The sequence below is a fragment of the Nocardia mangyaensis genome, assembly GCF_001886715.1.
In the GTDB taxonomy this organism is placed as follows: Bacteria; Actinomycetota; Actinomycetes; order Mycobacteriales; family Mycobacteriaceae; genus Nocardia; species Nocardia mangyaensis.
In genome coordinates, this window is sequence record NZ_CP018082.1 from 85,250 (window position 1) to 107,654 (window position 22,405).

25 protein-coding genes are annotated in these 22,405 nt (G+C 69.4%); 10 read left to right on the forward strand and 15 right to left on the reverse strand.

Annotated elements, in window-relative coordinates; genetic code table 11:
• Positions 1–172 precede the first annotated feature (172 nt).
• Positions 173–1,048 carry an SDR family NAD(P)-dependent oxidoreductase gene (locus BOX37_RS00400; protein WP_071925710.1) on the forward strand — a complete coding sequence of 292 codons (876 nt, stop codon included), beginning with the start codon at positions 173–175 and terminating at the stop codon, positions 1,046–1,048.
• Positions 1,045–1,683, forward strand: a complete 639-nt coding sequence (locus tag BOX37_RS00405) for a TetR/AcrR family transcriptional regulator (RefSeq protein WP_071925711.1) — start codon at positions 1,045–1,047, stop codon at positions 1,681–1,683. The genes BOX37_RS00400 and BOX37_RS00405 overlap by 4 nt, the downstream gene beginning before the upstream one ends.
• Here the strand turns inward: BOX37_RS00405 and BOX37_RS00410 are convergent.
• The 4 genes from BOX37_RS00410 to BOX37_RS00430 form a co-directional block, all read right to left on the reverse strand.
• Positions 1,659–2,372 (reverse strand): TMEM165/GDT1 family protein, encoded by a 714-nt coding sequence (locus BOX37_RS00410; protein WP_071925712.1) that lies wholly within the window; start codon positions 2,370–2,372, stop codon positions 1,659–1,661. The two genes, BOX37_RS00405 and BOX37_RS00410, sit on opposite strands and share 25 nt — an antisense overlap.
• A gap of 357 nt (positions 2,373–2,729) precedes the next feature.
• On the reverse strand, positions 2,730–3,257 hold the full coding sequence (locus BOX37_RS00420; RefSeq protein ID WP_071925714.1) for a peptidase: 528 nt from the start codon (positions 3,255–3,257) through the stop codon (positions 2,730–2,732).
• Between the two features lie 275 nt (positions 3,258–3,532).
• Positions 3,533–4,153 carry a superoxide dismutase gene (locus tag BOX37_RS00425; RefSeq protein ID WP_071931060.1) on the reverse strand — a complete coding sequence of 207 codons (621 nt, stop codon included), beginning with the start codon at positions 4,151–4,153 and terminating at the stop codon, positions 3,533–3,535.
• A gap of 142 nt (positions 4,154–4,295) precedes the next feature.
• Entirely contained in the window at positions 4,296–4,907 is a 612-nt protein-coding gene (locus BOX37_RS00430) for a hypothetical protein (RefSeq protein ID WP_071925715.1), read from the reverse strand.
• A 368-nt stretch (positions 4,908–5,275) separates the two neighbouring features.
• Here BOX37_RS00430 and BOX37_RS00435 point away from each other — a divergent pair, with 368 nt between their 5' ends.
• From BOX37_RS00435 to BOX37_RS00450, 4 genes are all read left to right on the forward strand, one after another.
• Positions 5,276–5,635 carry a rhodanese-like domain-containing protein gene (locus BOX37_RS00435; protein ID WP_084759350.1) on the forward strand — a complete coding sequence of 120 codons (360 nt, stop codon included), beginning with the start codon at positions 5,276–5,278 and terminating at the stop codon, positions 5,633–5,635.
• A gap of 27 nt (positions 5,636–5,662) precedes the next feature.
• The gene (locus BOX37_RS00440; RefSeq protein ID WP_240505154.1) at positions 5,663–6,694 is read left to right on the forward strand and encodes a DUF4328 domain-containing protein; all 1,032 of its coding nucleotides are present in this window, start codon (positions 5,663–5,665) and stop codon (positions 6,692–6,694) included.
• Positions 6,691–7,452 (forward strand): glycerophosphodiester phosphodiesterase, encoded by a 762-nt coding sequence (locus BOX37_RS00445; RefSeq protein ID WP_071925717.1) that lies wholly within the window; start codon positions 6,691–6,693, stop codon positions 7,450–7,452. Before BOX37_RS00440 ends, BOX37_RS00445 begins: the two co-directional genes overlap by 4 nt.
• Before the next feature lie 277 nt (positions 7,453–7,729).
• Positions 7,730–8,650 carry a DUF5926 family protein gene (locus BOX37_RS00450; protein ID WP_071925718.1) on the forward strand — a complete coding sequence of 307 codons (921 nt, stop codon included), beginning with the start codon at positions 7,730–7,732 and terminating at the stop codon, positions 8,648–8,650.
• A 55-nt stretch (positions 8,651–8,705) separates the two neighbouring features.
• On the opposite strand, the gene BOX37_RS00455 is transcribed toward BOX37_RS00450, so the two are convergent.
• The 5 genes from BOX37_RS00455 to BOX37_RS00475 form a co-directional block, all read right to left on the reverse strand.
• Positions 8,706–9,254, reverse strand: coding sequence for a ferritin (locus BOX37_RS00455; protein WP_071925719.1), 549 nt, complete (start codon positions 9,252–9,254; stop codon positions 8,706–8,708).
• Positions 9,255–9,337: 83 nt separating this feature from the next.
• The gene (locus BOX37_RS00460; RefSeq protein ID WP_071925720.1) at positions 9,338–9,868 is read right to left on the reverse strand and encodes a ferritin; all 531 of its coding nucleotides are present in this window, start codon (positions 9,866–9,868) and stop codon (positions 9,338–9,340) included.
• Positions 9,869–9,878: 10 nt separating this feature from the next.
• Positions 9,879–11,000 (reverse strand): LCP family protein, encoded by a 1,122-nt coding sequence (locus tag BOX37_RS00465; protein ID WP_206045842.1) that lies wholly within the window; start codon positions 10,998–11,000, stop codon positions 9,879–9,881.
• 491 nt (positions 11,001–11,491) lie between these two features.
• On the reverse strand, positions 11,492–12,268 hold the full coding sequence (locus BOX37_RS00470; RefSeq protein WP_071925721.1) for a CPBP family intramembrane glutamic endopeptidase: 777 nt from the start codon (positions 12,266–12,268) through the stop codon (positions 11,492–11,494).
• A 61-nt stretch (positions 12,269–12,329) separates the two neighbouring features.
• Positions 12,330–13,091: a DUF2470 domain-containing protein gene (locus BOX37_RS00475; protein ID WP_071925722.1), complete on the reverse strand. Its 762-nt coding sequence runs from the start codon at positions 13,089–13,091 to the stop codon at positions 12,330–12,332.
• A gap of 111 nt (positions 13,092–13,202) precedes the next feature.
• Here BOX37_RS00475 and BOX37_RS00480 point away from each other — a divergent pair, with 111 nt between their 5' ends.
• From BOX37_RS00480 to BOX37_RS00490, 3 genes are all read left to right on the forward strand, one after another.
• The gene (locus tag BOX37_RS00480) at positions 13,203–13,637 is read left to right on the forward strand and encodes a hypothetical protein (protein ID WP_071931063.1); all 435 of its coding nucleotides are present in this window, start codon (positions 13,203–13,205) and stop codon (positions 13,635–13,637) included.
• Between the two features lie 205 nt (positions 13,638–13,842).
• Positions 13,843–14,757, forward strand: a complete 915-nt coding sequence (gene pheA, locus BOX37_RS00485; protein WP_071925723.1) for a prephenate dehydratase — start codon at positions 13,843–13,845, stop codon at positions 14,755–14,757.
• Positions 14,754–15,422, forward strand: a complete 669-nt coding sequence (locus BOX37_RS00490; RefSeq protein ID WP_071925724.1) for a histidine phosphatase family protein — start codon at positions 14,754–14,756, stop codon at positions 15,420–15,422. Before pheA ends, BOX37_RS00490 begins: the two co-directional genes overlap by 4 nt.
• A gap of 20 nt (positions 15,423–15,442) precedes the next feature.
• Here BOX37_RS00490 and BOX37_RS00495 read toward each other — a convergent pair whose 3' ends face one another.
• The 6 genes from BOX37_RS00495 to BOX37_RS00520 form a co-directional block, all read right to left on the reverse strand.
• Positions 15,443–16,273: an ESX secretion-associated protein EspG gene (locus BOX37_RS00495; RefSeq protein ID WP_071925725.1), complete on the reverse strand. Its 831-nt coding sequence runs from the start codon at positions 16,271–16,273 to the stop codon at positions 15,443–15,445.
• Positions 16,270–17,391: a PPE domain-containing protein gene (locus BOX37_RS00500; protein WP_071925726.1), complete on the reverse strand. Its 1,122-nt coding sequence runs from the start codon at positions 17,389–17,391 to the stop codon at positions 16,270–16,272. Before BOX37_RS00500 ends, BOX37_RS00495 begins: the two co-directional genes overlap by 4 nt.
• Before the next feature lie 46 nt (positions 17,392–17,437).
• On the reverse strand, positions 17,438–17,749 hold the full coding sequence (locus BOX37_RS00505; protein WP_071925727.1) for a PE family protein: 312 nt from the start codon (positions 17,747–17,749) through the stop codon (positions 17,438–17,440).
• A gap of 109 nt (positions 17,750–17,858) precedes the next feature.
• Positions 17,859–18,197, reverse strand: coding sequence for a metallopeptidase family protein (locus BOX37_RS00510; RefSeq protein WP_071925728.1), 339 nt, complete (start codon positions 18,195–18,197; stop codon positions 17,859–17,861).
• Positions 18,198–18,211: 14 nt separating this feature from the next.
• Positions 18,212–19,288 carry a septum formation family protein gene (locus tag BOX37_RS00515; RefSeq protein ID WP_071931064.1) on the reverse strand — a complete coding sequence of 359 codons (1,077 nt, stop codon included), beginning with the start codon at positions 19,286–19,288 and terminating at the stop codon, positions 18,212–18,214.
• Between the two features lie 54 nt (positions 19,289–19,342).
• Positions 19,343–21,040 (reverse strand): aldehyde dehydrogenase family protein, encoded by a 1,698-nt coding sequence (locus BOX37_RS00520; protein WP_071925729.1) that lies wholly within the window; start codon positions 21,038–21,040, stop codon positions 19,343–19,345.
• 81 nt (positions 21,041–21,121) lie between these two features.
• On the opposite strand from BOX37_RS00520, the gene serS reads away from it, so the two are divergent.
• Positions 21,122–22,378 (forward strand): serine--tRNA ligase, encoded by a 1,257-nt coding sequence (gene serS / locus BOX37_RS00525; RefSeq protein WP_071925730.1) that lies wholly within the window; start codon positions 21,122–21,124, stop codon positions 22,376–22,378.
• Positions 22,379–22,405: the final 27 nt, after the last annotated feature.

Consider the following 22,405-nt stretch of genomic DNA (forward strand, 5'->3'; position numbering starts at 1 on the left):
TTGTCTTTGGCGGCTGGCGCCGCGGTTCTCGGCCCGCCGGGACTTCGTTGTCAGCAGCTGGCCCGCCGTCAACAACGCACACTAGCGCGTTTCGGTGTGGGCTGGAACACCCCTCCCGACCGGCGAGTAGAAGCCCGCGAACGGGACTGTTCGGCGGTGGTAGCGTGCCGTCATGAGTTCGATCTCCGGTCCTTCGGTGGCCGGACGCAAGATCTTGATCACCGGGGCGGCACGCGGAATCGGGGCGGCGCTGGCGCGCCGATTGGCCGCGCACGGGGCCGAGGTCGCCCTGCTCGGGCTCGAACCGGAACTGATGGCCGAGGTGGCCGCCGAATGTGGCGACGCGCCATGGCGCTATTGCGATGTGGCCGATCGCGCCCAGGTCGAACGAGTGGTCGCGGCGCTGGTCGCCGAACTGGGCGGACTCGACGTGCTGGTGGCCAATGCGGGGATCGCCAAGCAGATGGCGATGGTCGGCGGTGATCCGTCGGTGCTGGAGGAGACGCTCGCGGTCAATGTGCTCGGCGTCGCCTATGCCGTGCACGCGGCGGGCCCGCATGTAGCGCACGCGAAGGGGTACGTGCTCATGATGTCGTCGATCTCCACGGCCGTTCAACTGCCGCTCGCGGGCGCCTACAGCGCGTCGGCCGCGGCGGTGGAGGCGCTCGCCGGCACGCTGCGTTGCGAACTGCGCCACACCGGCGCCAGGGTGGGAGTCAGCTTCTTCGCCGAGATCGACACCGAGATGACCAGTCGTGGTTTCGGGACGGCCGCCGTGCGCAGCGGGCTCGACGGCACCAGCCTCACCGGTGTCTCACCGATCGGGCCCGCGGTCGCCGCGCTGCACCGCGCGATCGCGCGCCGCCGCAAGACGGTCGTCTCGCCCTGGTGGGTGGCGTTGGTCCTGCCCCTGCGCCCGCTGGCACAACTGCTGGTACAACGGTTGCTCGGGGCCAGGGTCGCCCGCGCGGTCGAGATCGCCCGCACCGAGGACGCACCATTCACCACCCCGCAGCCTGCCCGACCGCACAGAATGGAACGACGATGAGTGATTCGGCAGCCATCCGGCGTCAACTTCCGCGCGGACGTCACCATCTCACGCGCGAACAAGTCGTCGCCTCCCAGCGGGAGCGCATTCTGGTCGCGATGGGCGAGGCGATGACCGAGGGCGGCTATGTCAACACCCCGGTCGCATCTGTGCTCAAACGCGCCGGAGTCTCCCGCGAGACCTTCTACGAACTGTTCCGCTCCAAGGAGGACTGCTTCGCCGCCGCCTTCGACCGGGCCTCCCAGTTGCTGGCCGAGCGCCTGCAGGACTCGATCACCGACGACGTCGACGCGCTGACCAGGATGGACAACATCCTCACCGCCTACTTCGGCCACATGATCGACGACCCCGCCTCGGCGCGGCTGTTCCTGGTGGAGGTCTACGCGGCCGGTCCCACGGCGATCAAGGCGCGGATGGAACTGCAACACCGTTTCGTCGCCGTGGTCGCCACGATGCTCGGCGCCCAGACCCCCGAACAGCAATTCGCCTGCGCCACCCTGGCCGCCGCGATCGGCGCGATGGTCACCGGCAAGATCGCCGCCGACGACCTGGCCAGCCTCTGGGAACTCAAGGACCACCTGATCGCCCTGGCCCGGCGATCCGGCACGGTCTACGGCAACGCCTTCGCCGACTGATCGGCCTCGGTCATCTCGGCCCGAGGCCGAGGCGCGAGCTTCCACGCACCGATACCGGCGCCGACCAGTACGGGGACCACGAGCGCGAGACCGGCCGAGGTCCAGCCGTCGAGACCGGTGGCGAACGCATCGAGCAGAGTCTTGGTGGCGAAGAACAGGAACAGCAGGCCGGAGGCGATGGCGATGCCCCGTTCGGGCAGGTGCTTGCCCGCGAACTTGCCGACCGCGATGGCGAGGGCGCCCGCGGCCACCATGCCGGCCACCGCGCCGATCCAGACCGCGAGCCAGCTGTTGTCGACGGCGAGCGCGGCGGCGGCGAACATGGTGCGGTCGCCCAGTTCGGCGAGCATGAACGCGGAGATGACGACGAGAAAGGCGTTGCGGGTGCTCGGCGGTGGGGTGTCGCCGGACTCGTCGGCGTTGCTCAGCGCGTCGCGCAGGGTCCACAGGCCGACGGTGAGCAGGGTGAGCGCGGTGACCACCGCGATGGCACTCGCCGGCAGCGCGGCGCCGAGGAAATGGCCCACCCCGGCGGCGATCAGATTCACCGCGACGCTGGCGACGCTGATGCCGGCCAGTACCACCCACCAGCGATAACGCAGCGAGAAGGTCAGCGCCATCAGCTGCGATTTGTCACCGAGCTCGGCGAGGAAAAGCACACCGAAGCTCAGCAGGATCGTGGCGATCATGATTCAGCTCCCAGGAGACAACTCCGGCCTGTGGCTGACAGACGGGTGCGCCCTCAGCCACACCGGTCGACGGATCGGTTCGTGGCCGAAGGTCTCGCCCACCGGTGGTCTCCGGTTCGCGCAGCCGGACCGCGCCGAATCCGGCGGCGATCAGTATGTCGACTGCGCGATTGCGGGCTACTCCCCTTCGCTGCTGTCCACCCTAGCCCGGTTGCTCTGGATATGCCAGTCCGTGGTTGTCGAAATAGCAATGGGCGCAATAAGTTTGGCTGAGCGGCGGGAATAGTTCGGGTTCCCGCATTCGGGCGGTCCGGCGTCCCGTTGCCGGGCGTTCGCCAACCCGCTCTCGGGAAAGCCTCAGGCCGCCAGCAACATCGCGAGCACCGCGGTGTCGGGATCGCTGATCAGATCCATCCCGACCCGGCTCACCAGCGAGGTGACCGTTCCGTCCAGCTCCGCCTCCGCCCACGCTGCCCGATGCTCCAGCCCCAGATGCGGCACGCCGGGCAACAACACACACCCCGACGCCGCGCCCACGCACTCGGGCAACGACGGCCGCGTTTCCGAGGGCGGATGCAGCATCAGCAACGCGGGCGGCACATGCTCGGCGAAGCGACCCGGTTCGATCGCCTCCTCGCCCAGGATCGGCCCCTCGGCCAGCACCAGCCCCACCGTGCCCGGCTCGGGATCATCGGGCAGTTCCTCCCGCACCCCGAACACCGTCGAGGTCAGCAGCAGCCCCGGCATCGACGCCACCCGCACGGCGAGCACCAACACCTGCGCCCATTCTTTGGTGGTGTCGGGCCAGCGCCCCGACACCACGAACCCCCGCAATTGACCGCGCGCCTGAAATGGCGTGATCCCGATCGGACCCTGAGTCGTCATGATGGCCTCCCGATGCCCGGGGGCGGCGCTGCCCGTGTAGATCAGGAATAACCCCAACCCCCCCTGGCACACAAGTACCACTGAGTGCTAGGAGAACGGAGATGGCATGCAAAAGACCCCCCTGCCGTAGCCGGGAGGTCTTTCGCGGGATGCCTGATTTCGTTCGAACATGGGTAACTCACCGGGTACGCCCAGATCTCAGGGCGTACCCGACCGTCGGCCCGACAGCGCACCGTCGGGCCACCCACGACCGGCAGAAGTCGGGGGGAGGCGGATCAGAAGATCAGGCCCTTGCCCTGCGAGACTGCGCGGGCGAAGCGGTCCTGCACGTCGGCCCAGTTGACGACGTTCCAGAACGCGGTCACGTAGTCGGCCTTGACGTTCTTGTACTGCAGGTAGAAGGCGTGCTCCCACATGTCGACCTGCAGCAGCGGGATGATGCCGATCGGCACGTTGGCCTGCTGGTCGTACAGCTGGAAGGTCAGCAGGTTCTGGCCCAGGGTGTCGTAACCCAGGACGGCCCAGCCGGAGCCCTGCAGGCCGTTGGCGGCCGCGGTGAACTGCGCGCGGAACTTGTCGAACGAACCGAACTGGTCGTCGATCGCGGCGGCGAGGTCGCCTTCGGGCTTGTCGCCACCGTTGGGGGAGAGGTTCTTCCACCAGATCGAGTGGTTGGTGTGGCCACCCAGGTGGAAGGCCAGGTTCTTCTCGTTGAGGAAGATGGCGGCATGGTCGCCGGTCTCACGGGCGGCTTCCAGCTTCTCCAGTGCGGCGTTGGCGCCCGCGACGTAGGCGGCGTGGTGCTTGGAGTGGTGGATCTCGTTGATCTGCCCCGAGATGTGGGGCTCCAATGCGCTGTAGTCGTAATCCAGATCCGGCAGCGTGTACTCGGCCACGTTGTCCCTTTCCTGTGTCGGGCTGTGTGCGCCCATCCGATCGAGCACACCAACCATCATTCGTACACCCGCTTGCTGCAACTGACTACACGTGGCTCCGCATTCCCGGGACATGGGGGCTCGCGCCGCGGACGTGTGCGCGTTACAGCGGGGGCGCCACATCGGCTTTCGTCGCGCGGGCGTCACCGGAATCGTGAGCGGCCCACCAGCGCCGGCCACCCTCGATGAACTCGGCCATCGGGATCTCCTGCCCGGCCAGGTCGGTGACGGTGATCTTGTCGAACCACACGCGCACGTCGAGCTCGCGCGGGTCGATGCCCTCCTCCTGGGAGAACTCGATGACGTGGGCGGCGATGCGCTGGTCGAGCACCGTGTCGAAGCTGAGCAGCTCGCTCCACAGGGTCCAGCCGCTGTCGTCGAGGTCGATGAACTCCCAGCCGTGCAGCCCGCCGCCGCCGAAGCTCTCGATGGCATCGTCGAGCTGGTCGAGGGTGAGGGGGAGTACGCGGGGGTCGATGTCGTCCCAGCGCTGGATGCGCAGGGACGCGGCGACCCGGGTGACTCCGGTGAAGGTGAGCAGGACTTTGGTGTCGGTGGGTGCGGGTCCGTCGGTGGGTAGCGTCAGCACCTCCAGCGCGAGTTGCAGCCGTCCGGCCGCAGTGTCCACTTCTACCCCGAGACAGGTGGATTCGGACAAAGCGGTGTTCAGGCCGTTGATGTCGAAACTGTCGAGTAGCCCCCTGCTCGTGTTCATGCGCCCAGGCTACCGATCCGACCGCCCATATCCCAGGATTTAGGATTTTCACTAGTGATCTCGTTTTTATGGAACCGAAACGGGCTGGCTCGCGTCCAAGTAGATGTCGGGACCGATGCAACCGCGGAATCCCGACGTCAGCGGCGAACGACCGCTCCGGGATGACATGGAGGGGAGTCCCGGATCGGTCGTTTCCCGGCTGGCTTTCCCGGTGCCACCTCCCGCGATAGCCCCTGCCTCACGATTGTGTGCTGACTGATAGCTGAGACCTGTGGATCAAGTTGTGGATTCTGTGGATAACCGGGATCCGTCCGCCGACCTCGCCCAGCCCCGCCCCGCCTCGTGGGCACCCATGGCAGGATCGAGGCGTGACGAGCTCCGATGTCCCCACGGTGCCGGTGGGTGAGGTACCCGCCGCGTTCGACCACGCGGAACCGGCCCCCGGCGCCCAGCTGCTCGACGTGCGCGAACCCGACGAATGGGAGCTCGGGCACGCGCCCGGCGCGATCCACATCCCGATGGTCGACGTCCCCGCCCGCCTCGACGAGATCGACATCGACGCCGAGCTCTACGTCATCTGCCGACAGGGCGGCCGCTCGATCGAGGTGGTCCGGTACCTGGCCCACATCGGGTACGAGACCGTGAACGTGGCCGGTGGCATGGTCGCCTGGCAGCAGACCGGTCGTCCCGTGGTCGCCGACGGCGAGCACGAAGCCAAGATCTACTAGTCGGAACGGGGTGCGCGGGTGAGTTCGGTGGTGCAACCATGTGCACGCTGTGGCGCGCGGTGGGCCGTGCAGGGCGCGCCGATGCACTGGTGCCCGCGCTGCCGCGGCGTGCTGCTGTCGCCGGGCAAAGTCGACGCGCCCGCCGCCCAGCGCAACTACCGCTGGGTAGCCCGCAGGCCCGACCACCGCTCCCGCCGTGGCGAAACGACCACCACACCGGCGCCGCTCGGCCCGACCCCGCGCTACACCCAGACCCCGCACTGGGGCCTGCTGGATCCGCCGCCCGCACCGGCCGAGACAACGCCACGTCCGTTGCGCGGCATCGCGGCCGCGCGCGACCTGTGGCTCGCCTCGACCGCGCTGGCCTTCGTGCTCGCCGGCATCGCCGAATACGGCCGATACCTGATCCTGTTGCAGAACCGCACCCGGCTCATCCCCGGCTGGCTGCTGTGGATCTCCGATGCCACGGTGCTCGTCTTCGGCATCCTCGCCCCGCTCCTCGCACTGGCCACGGCGCTGTCTCTGGTCGCCTGGCTGATCGAGGCGCGCACGAGCGCGTTCGCCGCGCGCGGCCGCCGCGACCCACGCCGACGCTGGAGCCTGATCCTGGGCTCTCTGGTGCCGGGGGTCAATCTGATCTGGCCCGGGGTGTTCCTCACCGAACTGCTCGGCCCCGACCCGGACCCGCGTGCCCTGCGCGCGGTGCGTCTCTGGTGGGCGGCCTGGGTATTCAGTGGAGTGCTGCTGGTCGCCGCGACCGTGTGGCGCGACGCGGGCACCCTGCAGGCCGAGGCCGACGGCGTCTCCTTCACCGCCTTCACCGACCTGTGCGCCGCGGCGTTCGCGGTGCTCACGCTGTGGACGGTCCGGCTGCTCGAAGGCCGTGATCTGCGGGGCGCGCCGCGGTCGGCACAGCGCTGGGTGATGGCCGCCGATCCCGCCGAGGTGGTGATCGCTCCGGTCGAGCCGGGAGCGTCGATAGCCGGGCAGGATGAGCCGGAACACGCGGATTCCGATGCGTCGGACGAGAATACGCACCAGGAGGTTGTGGCCAAGTGACCCAGGGCAATCGCGCGCCGTTCGTGGTCGCGCACCGTGGCTCGTCGGCGGCGCGCCCCGAGCACACGCTCGCCGCCTACGAGCTGGCGCTCACCGAGGGTGCCGACGGGGTCGAATGCGATGTTCGGCTGACCCGCGACGGGCACCTGGTCTGCGTGCACGACCGCACCGTCGACCGCACCTCCGACGCCACCGGCCTGGTCAGCGAATTGACCCTCGACGAGTTGCGCGAGATGAACTTCGGCACCGCCGACGCACCCTCCGGTGTCCTCGCCCTCAGCGACCTGATCGGCCTGGTCCTGGACTGGCGCAGCAGGCCGACGAAGCTGTTCATCGAGACCAAGCACCCGGTGCGCTACGGCGCGCTGGTGGAGAACAAGGTGCTGGCCGAACTCCAGCGCTTCGGCATCGCCACCCCCGCCTCGGCCGACCACTCCCGCGCGGTGGTGATGTCGTTCGCGGCCACCGCGGTCTGGCGGATCCGCCGCGCCGCGCCGCTGCTGCCGACCGTGCTGCTCGGCGAGTCCTCCCGCTTCCTCGGCGGATCCGCCGCGACGACGGTCGGCGCGACCGCGGTCGGCCCGTCGGTGAAAACGCTGCGCGAACATCCCGAACTCGTCGACAAGGCCGCCGCGGCGGGCCGGGCGACCTACTGCTGGACCGTCGACGATCCCGACGACGTGAAACTGTGTGCCGACCTCGGCGTCAGCTGGATCGCCACCAACCACCCGGCCCGCACGAAGGCTCTGTTGGCGTGAGCGCTGGCGCGCTCGAGTTCGTGCCCCCGGCGGGACGGGCGCGAACCGCCGCTGCGCGGCGATCCCTCCTCGGGGTCGGGATGTGCGGGGTTGGGTTTGTTGGAGAGCCGGCGCGTTCGGGGTGCGCATCCTGGGCGGTCCTGCCGATCGGGCGGTCATGGTGGATTCGGGGTGTGTACCAGGAGTTCGGTCATGCCTGGCGGTGTGGTGATGGGGTGCGGGGGCGGTGGGTGGGGGAGTGGGCGGTGCTGTGGGGGGTCGCCCTAGACTCCGTGCCGTGGGTAAAAGCAAGCGGAACAGTCCGAAGCCCGACAGTAATCGGGCTCAGCGTCTCGCCGAGCGGCGTGCGGCGCAGGAGCAGGCATCTGCGGCCGTGACGCGGCCGTTCGAGGGGCTTGCTGCCGAATGTGATCTGGTGGCGCTGCGGGAGTTCGTGCCCTCGGCGACCGCGACCTTGAAGCTCGCGCCCGGTGTGGCCGCGCAGCGCGAGGTCACCCTGGCGACGGTGCTGCCCGGTGCGGTGGCCGCGCTGGTGCGCGCCGGGGACGAGCCGGTCGGTTTCGTCGGCACGCAGCTGCAGTTCCAGGGCACCGACGCCTCGGCCGATATCGCCGCGGCGATCCTGTGGACCCAGTCGGCCGAGCCGGGCGAGTCGCTGGAGTCCGCCGATTCCGCCGATGGCGGGCCGCGCCTGGCCGATGTCATCGATCCCGGCGCCGACCTGGAACTGACCGTGCACCAGGACTTCGACTGGTGGGTGCCCGAGGGCGTCACTCCGGACGCGCAGGTAGCGGCCACGATCGAGCAGGCCAAGCAAGCCATCATGCCCTCGGCGCGACTGGATCTGGGCGCGGACGCGGTCGGCGCGGCCTGGTGGGTCGACGCGGGCGAGAAGGCGCATGTGCGCTGGGTGCGTCCCGAGGACGAGGACGCGTTGATGCTGGCGCTGGCTCGCCTGCACGCGGCCGGTGGCCTGCACATGGGCGAGGGTTCGCGCTTCGCCGGATCGTTCCGGACGCACGGACTGCTGGTGCCGGTGTTCGACCTCGATCCCGAACTGCACCCCACCGAATGGGAAACGCCCGCCCGTGAATTCGGCGCGCGCCTGGCCGAGGCGCTGGCCTCGGACGCCCCGATGACCAGCGGGGAACGCCGCTCGCGCGACGGTCTGCGCTCGCGTCAGGTCACCCTGCGCTGACACACGCCGGATGCGGCTCGCTGCCCGCGAGCCGCATCCAGGTGCGGTGTGACAATCAGACGCTGCCGCCGGCGACCGGCGGGGCGCCCGAGGTGTCCTTCGGGGTGCTCAGCTCGCGCCACATGAAGGCCTCGAGGTCGAACAGGTTCGACCCGGCCCGGTCGGCGATGTTGAGCAGCGTGGTCATGCTGGCGACTTCCTCGACCTGCTCCTTGAGGAACCACTGCATGAACTGCTCGCCGAGGTAGTCGCCTTCCTCGCGGGCGGTGCTGGCCAGCTGGATGATCTGGTCGGTGACCGTCTTCTCCTGGGCCAGGGCCAGCGCGATCGGCTCCCTGGCGTTCTCGAACTGCGATTTGGCCGCGTCGATGCCGGAGATGTCGACAGTGATATCGCGGTCGACGAAGTATTGAACGATCATCATCGCGTGATTTCGCTCTTCCACCGACTGCGCGTAGAAGCGCTTGGCCAGCTGCGGCAGATCGGCGTTGTCGAACCACACCGCAATGGCGATGTACTGATGCTCGGCATTGAACTCATGCCGGATCTGATCTTGGAGCAACGTGTGGAATTTGCTGCGCGGGGCTTCCGGATGAATCGACATGTTGGCAACATTAGCCCTGGTCACAAGGGGTTGTCATCCAAGTACAGCCTTATTGAGGACAGTATTCCCTAACCAAGTATTTCCTAAGTGGCACCGGCCATTCGGGGCGCGGAGCTGTCCGGTGCCACGGCGCTCGCCAGTTCCCGGCGAATGAATTCCTCGACATCGAACAGGTTCCCCTCCCGATCGAGCACGGCGAGCAGCGTGGTCATCTCGGCGACGTCGGTGACCTGCTCGCCCAGGAACCACTGCATGAATTGTTCTCCGAGGAAATCATTCGCGGTGCGCGCGGTCGCGGCCAGCGCGCTGATCCGCGCGGTGGTGGCCTGTTCGCGGTCGAGCAGAAAGGCGATCGCGGCACGCGGCGAATCGAATTCCGAGCGCACCTCGTCGAGGCCGCCGATGGCGACCGGCGCATCACGGTCGAGCAGATACTGCACCATCCGCATCGCGTGCCCGCGGTTCTGCGCCGAGCGGGCATAGGTCTGCGCGGCCAGCTCCGGTAGGCGTTTGCCGTCGAAATAGACGGCGGCCGACAGATATTGCTGCGCGGTGGTCAGTCCGTGCCGGATCTGGTCGCGCAGCAACGCGTTGAACGAACGGTCCTCGGACATGCCATCGACGTTACCGGGTCAGCAGATCCTCGGGGATGGGTTGATCCTTGGCGATCGCGTCGAAGAAGTCCGAGGCGCGCGCCTTGTCCCACAGCACCACATTGCCCACGTCGGTCTCGTCGAAACCGGCGATCGGCACCGTCGTGGTGACGGTCTCGGCGCGCATCGCCCAGCCGAGCGCGGCCAGGTTCCAGATGTGGTCGCCCTCGTCGACCTTCAGCGAACCCGCCACCCCGGTGGCCATCGGCCACAGCGCGAACGGATTGAGCAGAGTGCTCGTGCTCGTCGCCTTCTGCAGGAGCGCCGACATGAACATGCGCTGGTTGTTCATCCGGTCCACATCGGCGCGCGGCGTCGCACGGGTGCGCACGAAGCCGAGTGCCTGCGGGCCGGACAGCTCCTGGCAGCCGGCGGGCAGATCCAGCCCGGCCAGCGGGTCGACGATCGGCTCGTCGAGACACATCTCGATCCCGCCCAGCGCGTCGACGACACCGGAGAACCCGCCGAAACCGATCTGCGCGTAGTGGTCGATGCGCACACCGGTCGCCTGCTCGACCGTCTGGACCAGCAGCGGTGGCCCGCCGAAGGCGAAGGACGCGTTGAGCTTGTCCCTGCCGTAGCCGGGAATGCTCACATAGGAGTCGCGCGGCAGGCTCACCATCGTGGTCGGCCCGGACTTGGGGATGTGCACCAGCATGATCGTGTCGGTGCGTTCGGGCCCGGTGTCACCACCGGTCGCCAGTTCCTGTTCCTGCTCCGAGGACAGATCACCGCGCCCATCGGAGCCGACGAGCAGCCAGTTGGTGCCCGGGGTGTTGCCGACCCGGTCGGAGTAGGAGGTGAGCGCGTCGATCCGGGTGAGCGCGTTGTCCAGGTGCACGATCCCGGCCACCAAACCGACGATCACCAGCACCACGACCAGCATGAACCACCGGAACGGATGACGTCTGCGCCGTCGCCGCGGCATCGGCTGACGGCCGGCATCGCCGGGTGGCGGGGTGCGCCGGGGCGGCAGGCTGTCGTGATGGGGGACCGGTCGCTGAGTCGGCGCGTGCCGGACCGGTTCGCGACGGGGCACCGGTCGTTGCGGCGGCGCGTGCGGCTGACGAGGTTTGACGTGTTCGCGCGGCATCTGCGAGTAGGCCAGCGGCTGATCGCCCGACCCGTCGCGGCGCAGGACCTGGGTGGGCTCGATGTGCGAGGCCGGACGCGCGGGCGGCTGACCGTGCCGCACGGTCGGGCCGTCCGGGGGCAAGGGGCGACGCGGCGGCGGATCCCCACGACGGGGGAATGCGCCATCGGGCGGGGGTGGCCGACGCGGCGGGGGACTGCCGTGGCGGGCGGTCGGATCGTTGCCAGGTGGCAGCGGGCGACCAGGGCGAGGTGCGGTGGCACGACCCGGCGGCGGCAGGGGAAGGTCACCGGGGCGGCCCGAGGCCGGCGGCACCCGGCGTCTGGAAGCTCCCCCGCGGGGGTCGTCGCCGTTCATCACCAGAAGACTCTACTGATCGTGGGGTGCGCGGTCCGTGGATGCGCGCTGGGTCACTACTGGATACCCCGAGCGGGCACTCGCGTTAGCGTGAAACGCGGTGGTGTGGCGAAACTCGCCGCGACACGCCGTGTCTATGGCAGCCAGCCGACCCGTCCGCGCAGCACGTTGTAGCCGAGGTAGGCGACCGCGTCGATGAGCGCGTGCGCGAGGATCAGCGGCCACAGGCGGTTGGTGCGCTGCCAGTACCGGCCGAAGATCAGCCCCATCACGATGTTGCCGAGTCCACCGCCGAGCCCCTGATAGAGGTGGTAGCTGCCGCGCAGCAGGGCCGAGGCGAGCAGCGAACGGTTCTCCGACCAACCGAGTTGGCGCAATCGGGTGATCAGATAGGCGACCACCACCACTTCCTCGGCCACCGAGTTGGCGCACGCCGACAGGATCAGCACCGGCAACCGCCACCAGTGCTCCGACAGCGAACTGGGCACGATGGTGACGCTCACCCCCATCGCGTGCGCGATCAGATACAGCGCGAGCCCCGGCAGTCCGATCACCGCGGCCAAGACGAGTCCGGGCACGATATCCGGGCGCCTGATCCGCGCCAGCCCGATCAGCCGCGGCCCGATCCCGCTGCGCCACAGCAGATACAACCCCAGTGCCGCCCAGGCCAGCAGGCGGGTGATCCCGACGAGCTGGAACAGCAGATCGATGAACGAATTGTTCGAGCGCGAGGCGTTCAGCGCCACCGTCCGCCCGCCGAGCCCACCCGGCGAGACCGCCGAATCCAGCAGGGACAGACCAGCACTGATCCCGCTCAACCCGAAGGTCACGAACAGCACAACCGCGATCTCGACTCGAAGGCCGAACCTGTCCCGCTCGCTCAACTGGGTGTCCGGAGGATCGACGCGCATGCCGCGCAGTGTAGGCAGCGATCTCGACGAGGACAGGTTCGTGGGCCTGGGTGGCCGAAGATCAGATGCGGCGCAGGCCGTTCAGGAAGGGGCAGCCCGCCAGGATGCGCACGGCCTTGCTCAGCGATTCGATGTCGTCGGCGGGCGTGGCGAAGGGCAGCCGCACATCGTGGTCGCCCTCGGGGCTCTCGACTCGCAGCGTGAGGCCGTAGCGGTCGATGGCCAGCGGATGCACCATCCCGCCGCGCAGGCGGGTCGGCAGATGACGCGACAGCTGCGCCACCACATCGGCGTGGTCCTCGGCCATGTGCTGCAACCAGGCGCCCTCCATCTCGCAGAAGGGGTCGGCGCTGGCCGCGCGCAGGTCGGCGTGGTCGACCGATTCGGCGCCGGAGGTGTCGGCCAGCACCGCCGAGTTCACCACCACCCGCAGCAGCGTGACCCCGTGCCCCACGTCGAGCAGGCCCGGATGGGGAAACTCCTTGGCGATCTCGATCGCGAGCGCGCGCTGGGCCTGCATCGGCACCTGCCGCACCCAGCCGCGCAGCCACACCAGCGCCCGGACCGGCTCGCGCAGCGGTAGCGGCGCGTGATCGGTCAGTTCGAGCACCGCCGAGGTCTCGTTCGCCGTGGCCGCCAGCGCCGCCGCGATCGAGGTGGCCGGGACCGCGACGACCGCGTCACCGCACCGGCGCAGGTGGTGCAGCGTGGTCGGCACCGGGTCGATGCCGGGGAGCGCGAGCACCGCCGTTTCCGCGTGCGAACACGCACTGCGAACACGCTCGGCGGTGGTCGGCGCGAGAATCGTGGTGGGGCTCGACATGGCAACCTCCGCGAACTGTCGATTAGGTAAACCTAAGCTAAGTTACAAATCCGTTCGGCGCAAGAGGGCACCGCGGCGAATCACGCGACGATGTGGATCTACGGTGGTCCGATGACGCACGACGACCACGGCGACCCCCACCAGACCCCCACCGCCGAACCGGTCCTGGTCAGCCTGTCGGCCCCCGCCCGCCGCAGCCTGGTGGCCGGACTTGTCCGCCCCCCGGGGGGCACGCCCGACCCGGTCGAGCGCGTCGACGTCGACATCCCCGACCCCGCCCTCGCCGCCTACCTCGCCACAATCGCCCACGCCGACCACGGCTTCGTCGCCGTCACCACCAACGGTCCCCGCGGCCTCGCCGTCCTCGCCGCCACCGTCGCCGCCCTCTGCGGAGACGACATCCCGACCGCTCTCACCGCCCCAGACCTCACCTTCTTGAGATCCCTCAAACCAGCCGCCATCGAAGCCACCCGCACCGTCCTGCTCGCCATCGAATCGCCGGCAGCGCATGAGGTGGTCGATGCCTTGCGGGTCGTCGACGCCTGACTCCCGAGTCCCCGGAAACCAGCAGCGAGCCTCCACCTCCCCAACTCGTCGCTACCCCACGCGCCCACAACGGGTTTTCGGCCGCCTCGCACCCGAAGGGCGAGACGTAACGCCGAAGGCGCAGTATCGCCCTTCGGGTGCGAGGCCCCCAGGGCCGAAAACCCAGCGGCGCCAGCCGCCAAACAAACACAGCTAAAATCACACAGTGCCGTCTATTGCTTATTTCGGGCCGTCCGGAACGTTCACGGAGATGGCTCTGGCGAAGTTCGAGAACTCGGGGGCCTTCCACGGCCCGGTCGAGCGCGTCGCCGCGCCCAGTCAGGGGGCGGCACTGGATCTGATCCGCGCCGGCACGGTCGACGGCGCCGTGGTGCCGATCGAGAGTTCGGTGGAGGGTTCGATTCCGGCGACGCTGGATTCGCTGGCTGTCGGGCCGCGCTTGCAGATCGTCGCCGAGACCGAGCTCGAGGTGAGTTTCACGATCCTGGCGCGCTCCGGCACGACCTTGGCCGAGGTGCGCTCGCTGGCGGCCTATCCGGTGGCGGCGGCGCAGGTCAGGGAGTGGGTCGCGCGGCACCTTCCCGAGGCGCACCCGTTCGTCTCGGCGTCGAACGCGGCCGCCGCCGAGGACGTGGCCGCCGGGACCGCGGACGCCGCGGTGTCGACGGCGCTGGCGGGTGAGCGCCTTGGCCTGACAGTGCTCGCCGACAAGGTGGCCGATCACGAGCAGGCGATCACCCGGTTCGTCCTGGTGACCCGTCCCGGGGTCGCCCCGCAGGCCACCGGCGCCGATCGCACCTCGATCGTGCTGGAACTGCCGAACGAGCCCGGCTCGCTGATGCGTGCCTTCGCCGAATTCGCCACCCGCGGTGTCGATCTCACGCGCATTGAGTCGCGGCCGACCCGGACGGGCATGGGCACCTACCGGTTCTATCTCGACTGTGTCGGCCACATCGACGACCCGGCGGTGGCCGAGACGCTGAAGGCGTTGCATCGCACGGCGCGCATCCGGTACCTCGGCTCGTGGCCCGCCTCGGCGGCGGTCGGCACCCCACCGCCCTCCGACGAGCCGGCGGCAGAATGGTTGACGCAATTGCGAAAGGGGGTCGCGGACCTATGATCACCCGTCCGAAGCTGGTGCTGGTTCGCCATGGCGAGACCGAGGGCAACGTCGCGCGCATCCTCGACACGCGGGTGCCCGGCCTGCCGCTGACCGAACGCGGTGTGGCACAGGCGAAGGCGTTCGGCGCCAGCTTGATCCGCCCGCCCCAGGTGCTGGTCACCTCGGAGGCGCTGCGGGCACGCCAGACCGCCGGTCATATCGAGGAGGCGACGGGGATCGGCGCGCAGGTGCTCGACGGCCTGTTCGAAGTGCAGGTCGGTCAGCTGCACGGCCGGTCCGACCGCGCCGCGCACGAACTGTTCCAGCAGGTGTATCGCGGCTGGCACCTCGGCGAGCTCGATATCAGGACACCCGGCGGTGAGTCCGGCCACGACGTGCTCGACCGGATCCTGCCGGTGCTGGCCGGGCTGCGCGAGGAGTTCCTGACCGGCGAGGCCGACGGTGATGTGCTGGTCGTGAACCATGGCGCCGCCATGCGTTTGGTCGGCAAAGCGCTCTCGGGCGTCGCGCCGCCGTTCACGACGAACAATCACCTCGACAACACCGAGACGATCGAGCTGCTCCCCACCGAGGACGGCGGCTGGGAGTGCGTTCGGTGGGGTCGGTTCACCCCACCGTTCACGGTCAAGGCCGAGCCGTCCGCCGACGACCCGATGGGGTGAGGCGGCGGCTCGCCGTCAGCTCAATTGTCGGCGGGCACGATGGGGAAGTCCGCGCGCACCGGCAGCGACTCGATGAGATCCGCCACCGCGGTGCGCAGGCGCGCGGGGCTGCCGGTGGCCATCGACGACCACTTGACGCCGTCGTCGGCGACGCTGGCCGTGATGATGAATCTGCCACCACGCGTGTTGAACACGGCGATGTGGTTGTCCTGGATCTCGCGGGTGCCGTCACCGTAGGCGATGCCGACGATCTCGGCGTAGGAGTGGATCTCCACCAGCGCCGAGGCGAGCACCTGGGCATCGGTCGCCGGATTGCCGACCTTGCTCAGGCGCTGCGCGGTGGCGGCCGCGTCACCGGTGTCGTTGAACAGCGGCGCGAGATCGTCGGTCGGCGCGTTCATTCCGTACAGCTCGAGGGCCTCGCTGGGCCCGAGCGCCTGCAGCACCGCGCCGGGCAGATCCAGCCCGGCATCGTCGATGACGTAGGACGTCGGCCCGCGCAGGGCGACGACCGCACGGTCCTCGCCCTGCGCCAGACAGAATCGGTTGACCTGGCCCGCGACCACCCACCGCATCTCGATGACCCACTGCGGTCGGTAGAGCACCCGAAGGCGCTCGGCGAGCTCGGGCGCCACCGCGTCGCGCGAGAGCAGTTCGCGTTCGACGAGCGCGGCCTCGGCGACCTTCATCGCGGCGTCGTGCTCGGTGACGTTGTCGTACCGGCCGATGGCGTCGAGCACCACGGGCATCTCGTCGAACTGCAGGTGTTCCAGGAGGAACTGCATGTCGTCGAGCGAGAGCACCACGGCCTCGAGCAGCGAACCTCCGCTGCCCGCGCCCAGAACCGTCACTTGGCCGTTCCGGCGAGATCGGCGCCGATCACGCCCTCGGCGGCGTAGCGGCCATCGGTGAAGGCTTCGTTCGAGCTGCCGTAGTCGACGGCGTCGTGCTCGTCGTCGTCCTCGCCCTTGGTCGCGGCGCGGTTACCGAGCAGCGGGTTGGCGCCCTGAGCGGCCGGACGTGCGGCGCTGTCCACGCGGGCGGCCGACGAATCGGCGACCGGCGCGGCCGCGGGTGCGCTGGACGCCGGGGCGCCCCACCCGTCGGGCAGCTTGAGTCCGCCACCGGCGAGCGACGCGCCCGCGGAGGTGGTCGCCAGACCACCGGCGGCGGCACCGACCGCGCCGACACCCATCGCGGCCGGAGCCGCCGCGGCGGCGGGCATGGTGGCCCCGCTGGTAGCGGCCGTCAGCGCGGTGGCGCCGATGTTGCCGACCGTGCCGACACCACTGGAGACCACACCGCCCGCGACATTCGCGGCCTGGGTGGCCGCGCTGACGACGCCGGGGTTGGTGACGAAGGCCTGGGCCGCCGCGACCGCGGTCTGGATCGGGTCGCCACCGAAATCGCCCTGGGCGGTACCGGCGCCGTGCGCGATGGCAGGCGGCTGCTGGAACTCGCCCGGCGTGGTCACGGTGGCGGTGGTGGCGGCCTCGTAGGTCTCCATCACCAGCGCGGCGCGAATGTCCATGGCGGTCTTGGCGACCTCGGCGGCGGCGAACGCGCCGGAGGCGGCACCGGCCGGGTTGGCCGAGGCGACGACCGCGCCGTTGGTCGCGATGATCTCGGGCAGGCTCGGCATCGCGATCGAGGCGACGGTGTAGGCGGTCGCGTTGGCCGTGCACTTGGCGCCCATGGCCGCGGCCAGCACGCCCTGCTGACTCGTCCAGCCGAGGAACGGCGCGAGCTTGGCGAGCACGGCGACGCCGTTGACGCCCTGCAGGCCGACGCCGACCTCGGCGATGACGCGCGTGATGGTGAAGGTGGCGTCACCCCAGGCCGCGGCCAGCGTGCCCCACGAGGTGGCGGCGGCCGAGATCGGAATCGCGTGAGCGCCCGCGTTGAGGGTGGTGGAGTTGACTTCTGCCATGCGAGGCAGCCAGAACACCCCGGTGATCCCTGCGGTCATGCTTGTTTCTCCCCTGAATGGATTCTCGTCGACGGATCGGGTGCGCTTACACCTGGATGGCGTTGATCGTCGCCCCGCGGACCACGTCCTGCCCGATGTGGGTGCTCAGCTGCGAGCGCAGCGTGGCCGCCGCGTGATGCAGTTCGAGGATGCCCTGCGCGATCGCCGCGTCGTGCGTGCCCGCCGCCTTGTTGAAGTGCGAGGCCGCCAGCAGCGACACCTCTTCGGCGCCCGAGGGCAGCACGTGAGTGGTCGGCCCGGCGAGGGCGGCGACGGCGGCGAGGCGGTCGGCGAGCAGATCCAGCTCGGCGGCTGCGGCGAGGACGATTTCAGGCGTGACGGAAATGTGTCCAACCATGACCCGACTCCTTCTGGTGGCGACTATCGGGAACCACGAGAATTCCCCCTACGAGTGATAGGACGCGAGAGCGGGTCGTTCGGTTCCATCGATCCCCCACCCAATCTCGCTAGCCCCATCCCAGCTCATGCAACCGGTCGTCGTCAATCCCGAAATAGTGTGCTATTTCGTGGATCACGGTGATCGCGACCTCTTCGACCACGTCGTCGTCGGTGTTGCAGATATCGAGAATAGCCTCTCGATACACGGTGATGGTATCCGGCAGCGAGCCCGCGTAGTAGCTGTCTCGCTCGGTGAGCGCGATTCCGTGGTAGAGACCGAGTAGCGAGGGTTCCTCGTCGTTGCGCGCCTCGACCAGCACGACGACATTGTCGATGGCCCCGGCGAGCTCGGGCGGGATCAGGTCGAGCGCGTCACCGACCAGCTCTTCGAACCGCTCGGCCGACATCCGCTCCGGCGCGCTCACCTGGGCTGGGGCTGCGGCGGCAGCGGGGCTGCGCCCGGCAGCGGGGCCGGGGTGGAACGACCGGTGTTCGGCGGTGGCACGGGCGCCTGGCCGTCGATCAGGATCTCCCCTCGAGCCGAACCGACGATCGGCGCGAAACCCTCACGGTCGGCGCCCTTTCCGAGCCAGCAGTCCAGTCGCTGGCTGCCCGCGAGCCAACTGGCCGGTTCCAGGTAGTCGAAGAACAGGGTCAGCGTCTTGTTGCGGATGGCCTCCGGACTGCCGAGGTATTCGGTGGACAGCCGGTTGCACTCGGACTCGACGTACTTGTCCTGATCGGCCTCCGAGGGCGGTCCGCCGGTGAAATTGGCCGACAGGTCGACCGTGCCGACGATCTCCACCGCGTGCGGCTGGGCGCAGTCCACCGGGTCGGTCGGCAGGTTCTGGTTGATGCCGAGGCAGGTTCCGCTGGCGTGCACCTTGGACTGGTCCTGCTCGAGGATGCTGCCCGTCGAGGCCGGGCTGGACGTGGTGGCCGCGATCTGCACGCCGCAGCGCAGGGTCCGGTCACCGTGCCGCCAGCCCGCCGGGCTCGGCGACATCACATTCACCAGGTACCGGCCGCGCGGGTCGAAGCGCCCGCCCACGTACTTCTGCACGGCCGACACACAGTGCTCGTCCCTGAGCTCGGTCATCCGCAGCGAATCGGGGTGGCGGGTGCCCTCGCCGAACTCGCGGCCGGGGTAGGCGCTGAGGTCGATCACCCCGGTCACCTCGAACAGGTGCTTGTCCGCGCAGTTCACCTTCACCAGGTCGCTGCGGTCGGGTTTGGTCCAGCTCAGGCAGTCGCCGGTGTTGGCGCTGCTGAACTCCTTGTCCCTGATCACGGGCTCGGCGCCGGGGGAGTGCGCCTCGACCTTGTCGGTGTCGAACCCGCTGACCGTCATGGTGACCATCGCGGCGATCACCGCGCCGAGGGCGCCGATCAGCAGCCCCCACCGCAACTTCGTCGCCGACAGGTGCAGCGAACTGGCGACGCGGCCACGCGACGCGGTCTCGGATCCCTGCTCTTGGTCACTCTGCTCTTCGGACATCGCGTCCATCATGGCAGCGTGGTCGCGGCTGTGCCACGACCACGCCACACTTGCTCAGCCGCGCAGGGCGGAGGCGAAGATGCCGGGGAGGCGTCGGATTTTGCCGTCACCGTAGAAATCGGTCAGCTTGCGGCCGGTCGAGGTGCCGGTCTTGTTGGAGACGAACCACGGCGGCTTCGGGCTCAGGGTGAACTCGCCGGCGAGGATCGCGCGTGGGGCGGGCCGGAACGGGCCGCGGACCACGGTGCGTTCGACGTCGTCGAGCAGGAAGGCGTTGTGGACGACGCCGACGCCGCTCTGGATGTCGTCGAGGGTGTGGCCGGGGAAGGCGCCCCAGCTCGCGCGCGGGGTGAGGAAGGCCAAGCCGGTCCAGGCGTTGAGCGCGACGGTGCCGTAGCGCAGCTTCTCGATGGCGGTGTCGAGCGCGCCGCCGAGCGCCTTGATGGTGCCGGGGTGGGCGATGATGTTGGCGCCCAGGGTGCCCATCAGTTCGTCGTTGGCGAAATCGACCGCGTTGCCGAGGAACTCGGCGCCCGAGCCGGGCAGTTCGACCACGCCGAGTACCGGCGAGAAGTACTCGGTCCGCAGCAGCGGGGTGTCGCTGGTCGGCAGGTTCTCCACCAGCACGCGGCCGTTCACGCGACCGGCGTCGGGGTAGGTCTCCAGCGCGCCGGCGACCCGGTCGGCGCTGCCGGGGTAGTAGGCGGTCCGCGCCGGCGCCTGATCGATCGCCGCGCGCAGCTCGGTCAGGAACTGGTCCTTGAGCGGCCAGTCGGCGCTGAGCACCACGGTCTGCGCGGCGACACAGTTGTAGCCGCCGTTGTGCAGGCGCTGGGTGGCCACGTGCTCGGCCTGGAACTTCAGGTCGGCCGGGCTCCACTCGCCGGGCACGACGATGACCGGCGCGACCCCGCCCAGCTCGGAGGTGATCGGCTTGTCCAGCGCGGGCGTGCCCTCGGCGCGGCGCCGCGCGCCTTCCTCGCCCCTGCCCCAGACGATCGCGTCGTGAGTGGGCGCGCCGCCGGTCATGTGCACGTGCGCGACCAGGGAATGGTTCACCAGATAGCCGCCCTCGGGCGCGCCACCGGTGAGGATGCGCACCACACCGAGCTCGATGTACGGCGCGAAGATCGCCCGGAACACCGGCAGCAGTGGATCGGTGATCGGGTTGAGCTTGAGCGCGACCACCCGGTTGTTGGCGTAGAGCTCGTAGAGGGTGTCCAGCGGCGCGATCGACATGATGTTGCCCGCGCCGAGCACCGCGCCGACGCCCTTGGTCGCGGCGGGGTCGAGCTGGGCGAGCCCGGCTTTGCGCCGCGCGGTGGCGCCGTCGACACCGGGACGCAGCCACACATCCGCGCTGAATCCGCTCAGCAGCAGCTTGTCGTAGATGCCGTGCGGCAGTGCCGGTACCGTGACCCGGCCACCGGGCGCGGTACCGAGCTCGACACCGTCAAGCGGGCTTGCGCCCTGCTCCAGCGCCGCGAGCGACTCGCTGAGCGCCTTCGCGCCGGCGAGCATCGTCATCGGGCCCGACATCCACTCCTCGCCCACCAGCGGGCTGTCGGGATCGAGCTGCTTGATGGTGCGGGCGGCGGCGACCCAGGCCTCGGCGTCGCGGGCGGTCAGCGCGTGGAGTTCGTCGAGCAGTTCGCGGCGGCGACGCAGGTCGGTCGCCGCCCAGGTCTTCTCTCCCTGTGTGAGGTCGGCGAGCGCGTTGTCGATGACGGCAGTGTCGAAAGGAGTACTCACACCGCAACTATGCTCCAGTCCGCCCTGCCTGGCATAGGGGCGAAAGATTATCCGTTGCGCAAACTACTAGGCTGTTTGTTCATGATCGACCTCCGATTCCTGCGCGAGAACCCGGAAAGCGTCCGAGCCTCGCAGCGGGCCCGCGGTGAGGACCCCGCGCTCGTCGACGCTCTGCTCGAAGCCGATGCCGCTCGTCGCGCCGCCGTCGCCACCGCCGACTCCCTGCGCGCCGAGCACAAGGCGATGGGCAAGGTGATCGGGAAGGCGAGCAAGGAGGAGCGCCCCGCGCTGCTGGCCGCGGCCACGGACATGTCGGCCAAGGTCAAGGAGGCCGAGGTCGCCCAGAACGCGGCCGACGCCGATCTCGACGCCGCGCACCGTGCGCTCTCCAATGTCGTGCAGGACGGCGCCCCCGCGGGCGGCGAGGACGATTACATCGTGCTCGAAACGGTCGGCACCCCACCGGAATTCGACTTCGAGCCCAAGGACCACCTGGAACTCGGTGAGTCGCTGGGCCTGATCGACATGGAGCGCGGCGCCAAGGTGTCGGGCTCGCGGTTCTACTTCCTCACCGGCCACGGCGCGCTGTTGCAGCTGGGTCTGTTGCAGCTGGCCGCGCAGAAGGCGGTGGCCAACGGCTTCACCATGATGATCCCGCCGGTGCTGGTGCGCCCGGAGATCATGGCCGGTACCGGCTTCCTCGGTCAGCACTCGGCCGAGGTCTACCACTTGGCCGACGACGACCTCTACCTCGTCGGCACCTCGGAGGTGCCGCTGGCCGGCTACCACGCCGAGGAGATCCTCGACCTGAGCGCGGGCGCCAAGCGCTACGCGGGCTGGTCGTCGTGCTTCCGCCGCGAGGCCGGGAGCTACGGCAAGGACACCCGCGGCATCATCCGCGTGCACCAGTTCGACAAGGTGGAGATGTTCGTCTACACCACCCCCGACCAGGCCGATGCCGAGCATCAGCGGTTGCTGGCCTGGGAGCGCGAGATGCTGGCCGCCATCGACGTGCCCTACCGGGTGATCGATGTGGCGGCGGGCGATCTGGGCAGCTCGGCGGCCCGCAAGTTCGACTGCGAGGCCTGGGTGCCCACCCAGCGGACCTACCGCGAGCTCACCTCCACCTCGAACTGCACCACCTTCCAGGCGCGCAGGCTGGCGGTCCGCTACCGGGACGAGAACGGAAAGGCGCAGATCGCGGCCACACTGAACGGCACGCTGGCGACCACGCGCTGGATCGTGGCGATCCTCGAGAACCACCAGCAGGCCGACGGTTCGGTGCGCGTGCCCGCGGCGTTGGTGCCCTTCGTCGGCACCGAGGTATTGAAACCGTAGACCTCTCCACTGTTTGCCGGGCGGGCA

Coding starts and splice junctions, on each gene's coding strand:
- BOX37_RS00400 (WP_071925710.1), top strand. CDS start 173: ATGAGTTCGATCTCCGGTCCTTCGGTGGCCGGACGCAAGATCTTGATC.
- BOX37_RS00405 (WP_071925711.1), top strand. CDS start 1,045: ATGAGTGATTCGGCAGCCATCCGGCGTCAACTTCCGCGCGGACGTCAC.
- BOX37_RS00410 (WP_071925712.1), bottom strand. CDS start 2,372: ATGATCGCCACGATCCTGCTGAGCTTCGGTGTGCTTTTCCTCGCCGAG.
- BOX37_RS00420 (WP_071925714.1), bottom strand. CDS start 3,257: ATGACGACTCAGGGTCCGATCGGGATCACGCCATTTCAGGCGCGCGGT.
- BOX37_RS00430 (WP_071925715.1), bottom strand. CDS start 4,907: ATGAACACGAGCAGGGGGCTACTCGACAGTTTCGACATCAACGGCCTG.
- BOX37_RS00455 (WP_071925719.1), bottom strand. CDS start 9,254: ATGTCGATTCATCCGGAAGCCCCGCGCAGCAAATTCCACACGTTGCTC.
- BOX37_RS00460 (WP_071925720.1), bottom strand. CDS start 9,868: ATGTCCGAGGACCGTTCGTTCAACGCGTTGCTGCGCGACCAGATCCGG.
- BOX37_RS00465 (WP_206045842.1), bottom strand. CDS start 11,000: ATGCCGCGCGAACACGTCAAACCTCGTCAGCCGCACGCGCCGCCGCAA.
- BOX37_RS00470 (WP_071925721.1), bottom strand. CDS start 12,268: ATGCGCGTCGATCCTCCGGACACCCAGTTGAGCGAGCGGGACAGGTTC.
- BOX37_RS00475 (WP_071925722.1), bottom strand. CDS start 13,091: ATGTCGAGCCCCACCACGATTCTCGCGCCGACCACCGCCGAGCGTGTT.
- BOX37_RS00480 (WP_071931063.1), top strand. CDS start 13,203: ATGACGCACGACGACCACGGCGACCCCCACCAGACCCCCACCGCCGAA.
- BOX37_RS00490 (WP_071925724.1), top strand. CDS start 14,754: ATGATCACCCGTCCGAAGCTGGTGCTGGTTCGCCATGGCGAGACCGAG.
- BOX37_RS00500 (WP_071925726.1), bottom strand. CDS start 17,391: ATGACCGCAGGGATCACCGGGGTGTTCTGGCTGCCTCGCATGGCAGAA.
- BOX37_RS00505 (WP_071925727.1), bottom strand. CDS start 17,749: ATGGTTGGACACATTTCCGTCACGCCTGAAATCGTCCTCGCCGCAGCC.
- BOX37_RS00510 (WP_071925728.1), bottom strand. CDS start 18,197: ATGTCGGCCGAGCGGTTCGAAGAGCTGGTCGGTGACGCGCTCGACCTG.
- BOX37_RS00515 (WP_071931064.1), bottom strand. CDS start 19,288: ATGTCCGAAGAGCAGAGTGACCAAGAGCAGGGATCCGAGACCGCGTCG.
- serS (WP_071925730.1), top strand. CDS start 21,122: ATGATCGACCTCCGATTCCTGCGCGAGAACCCGGAAAGCGTCCGAGCC.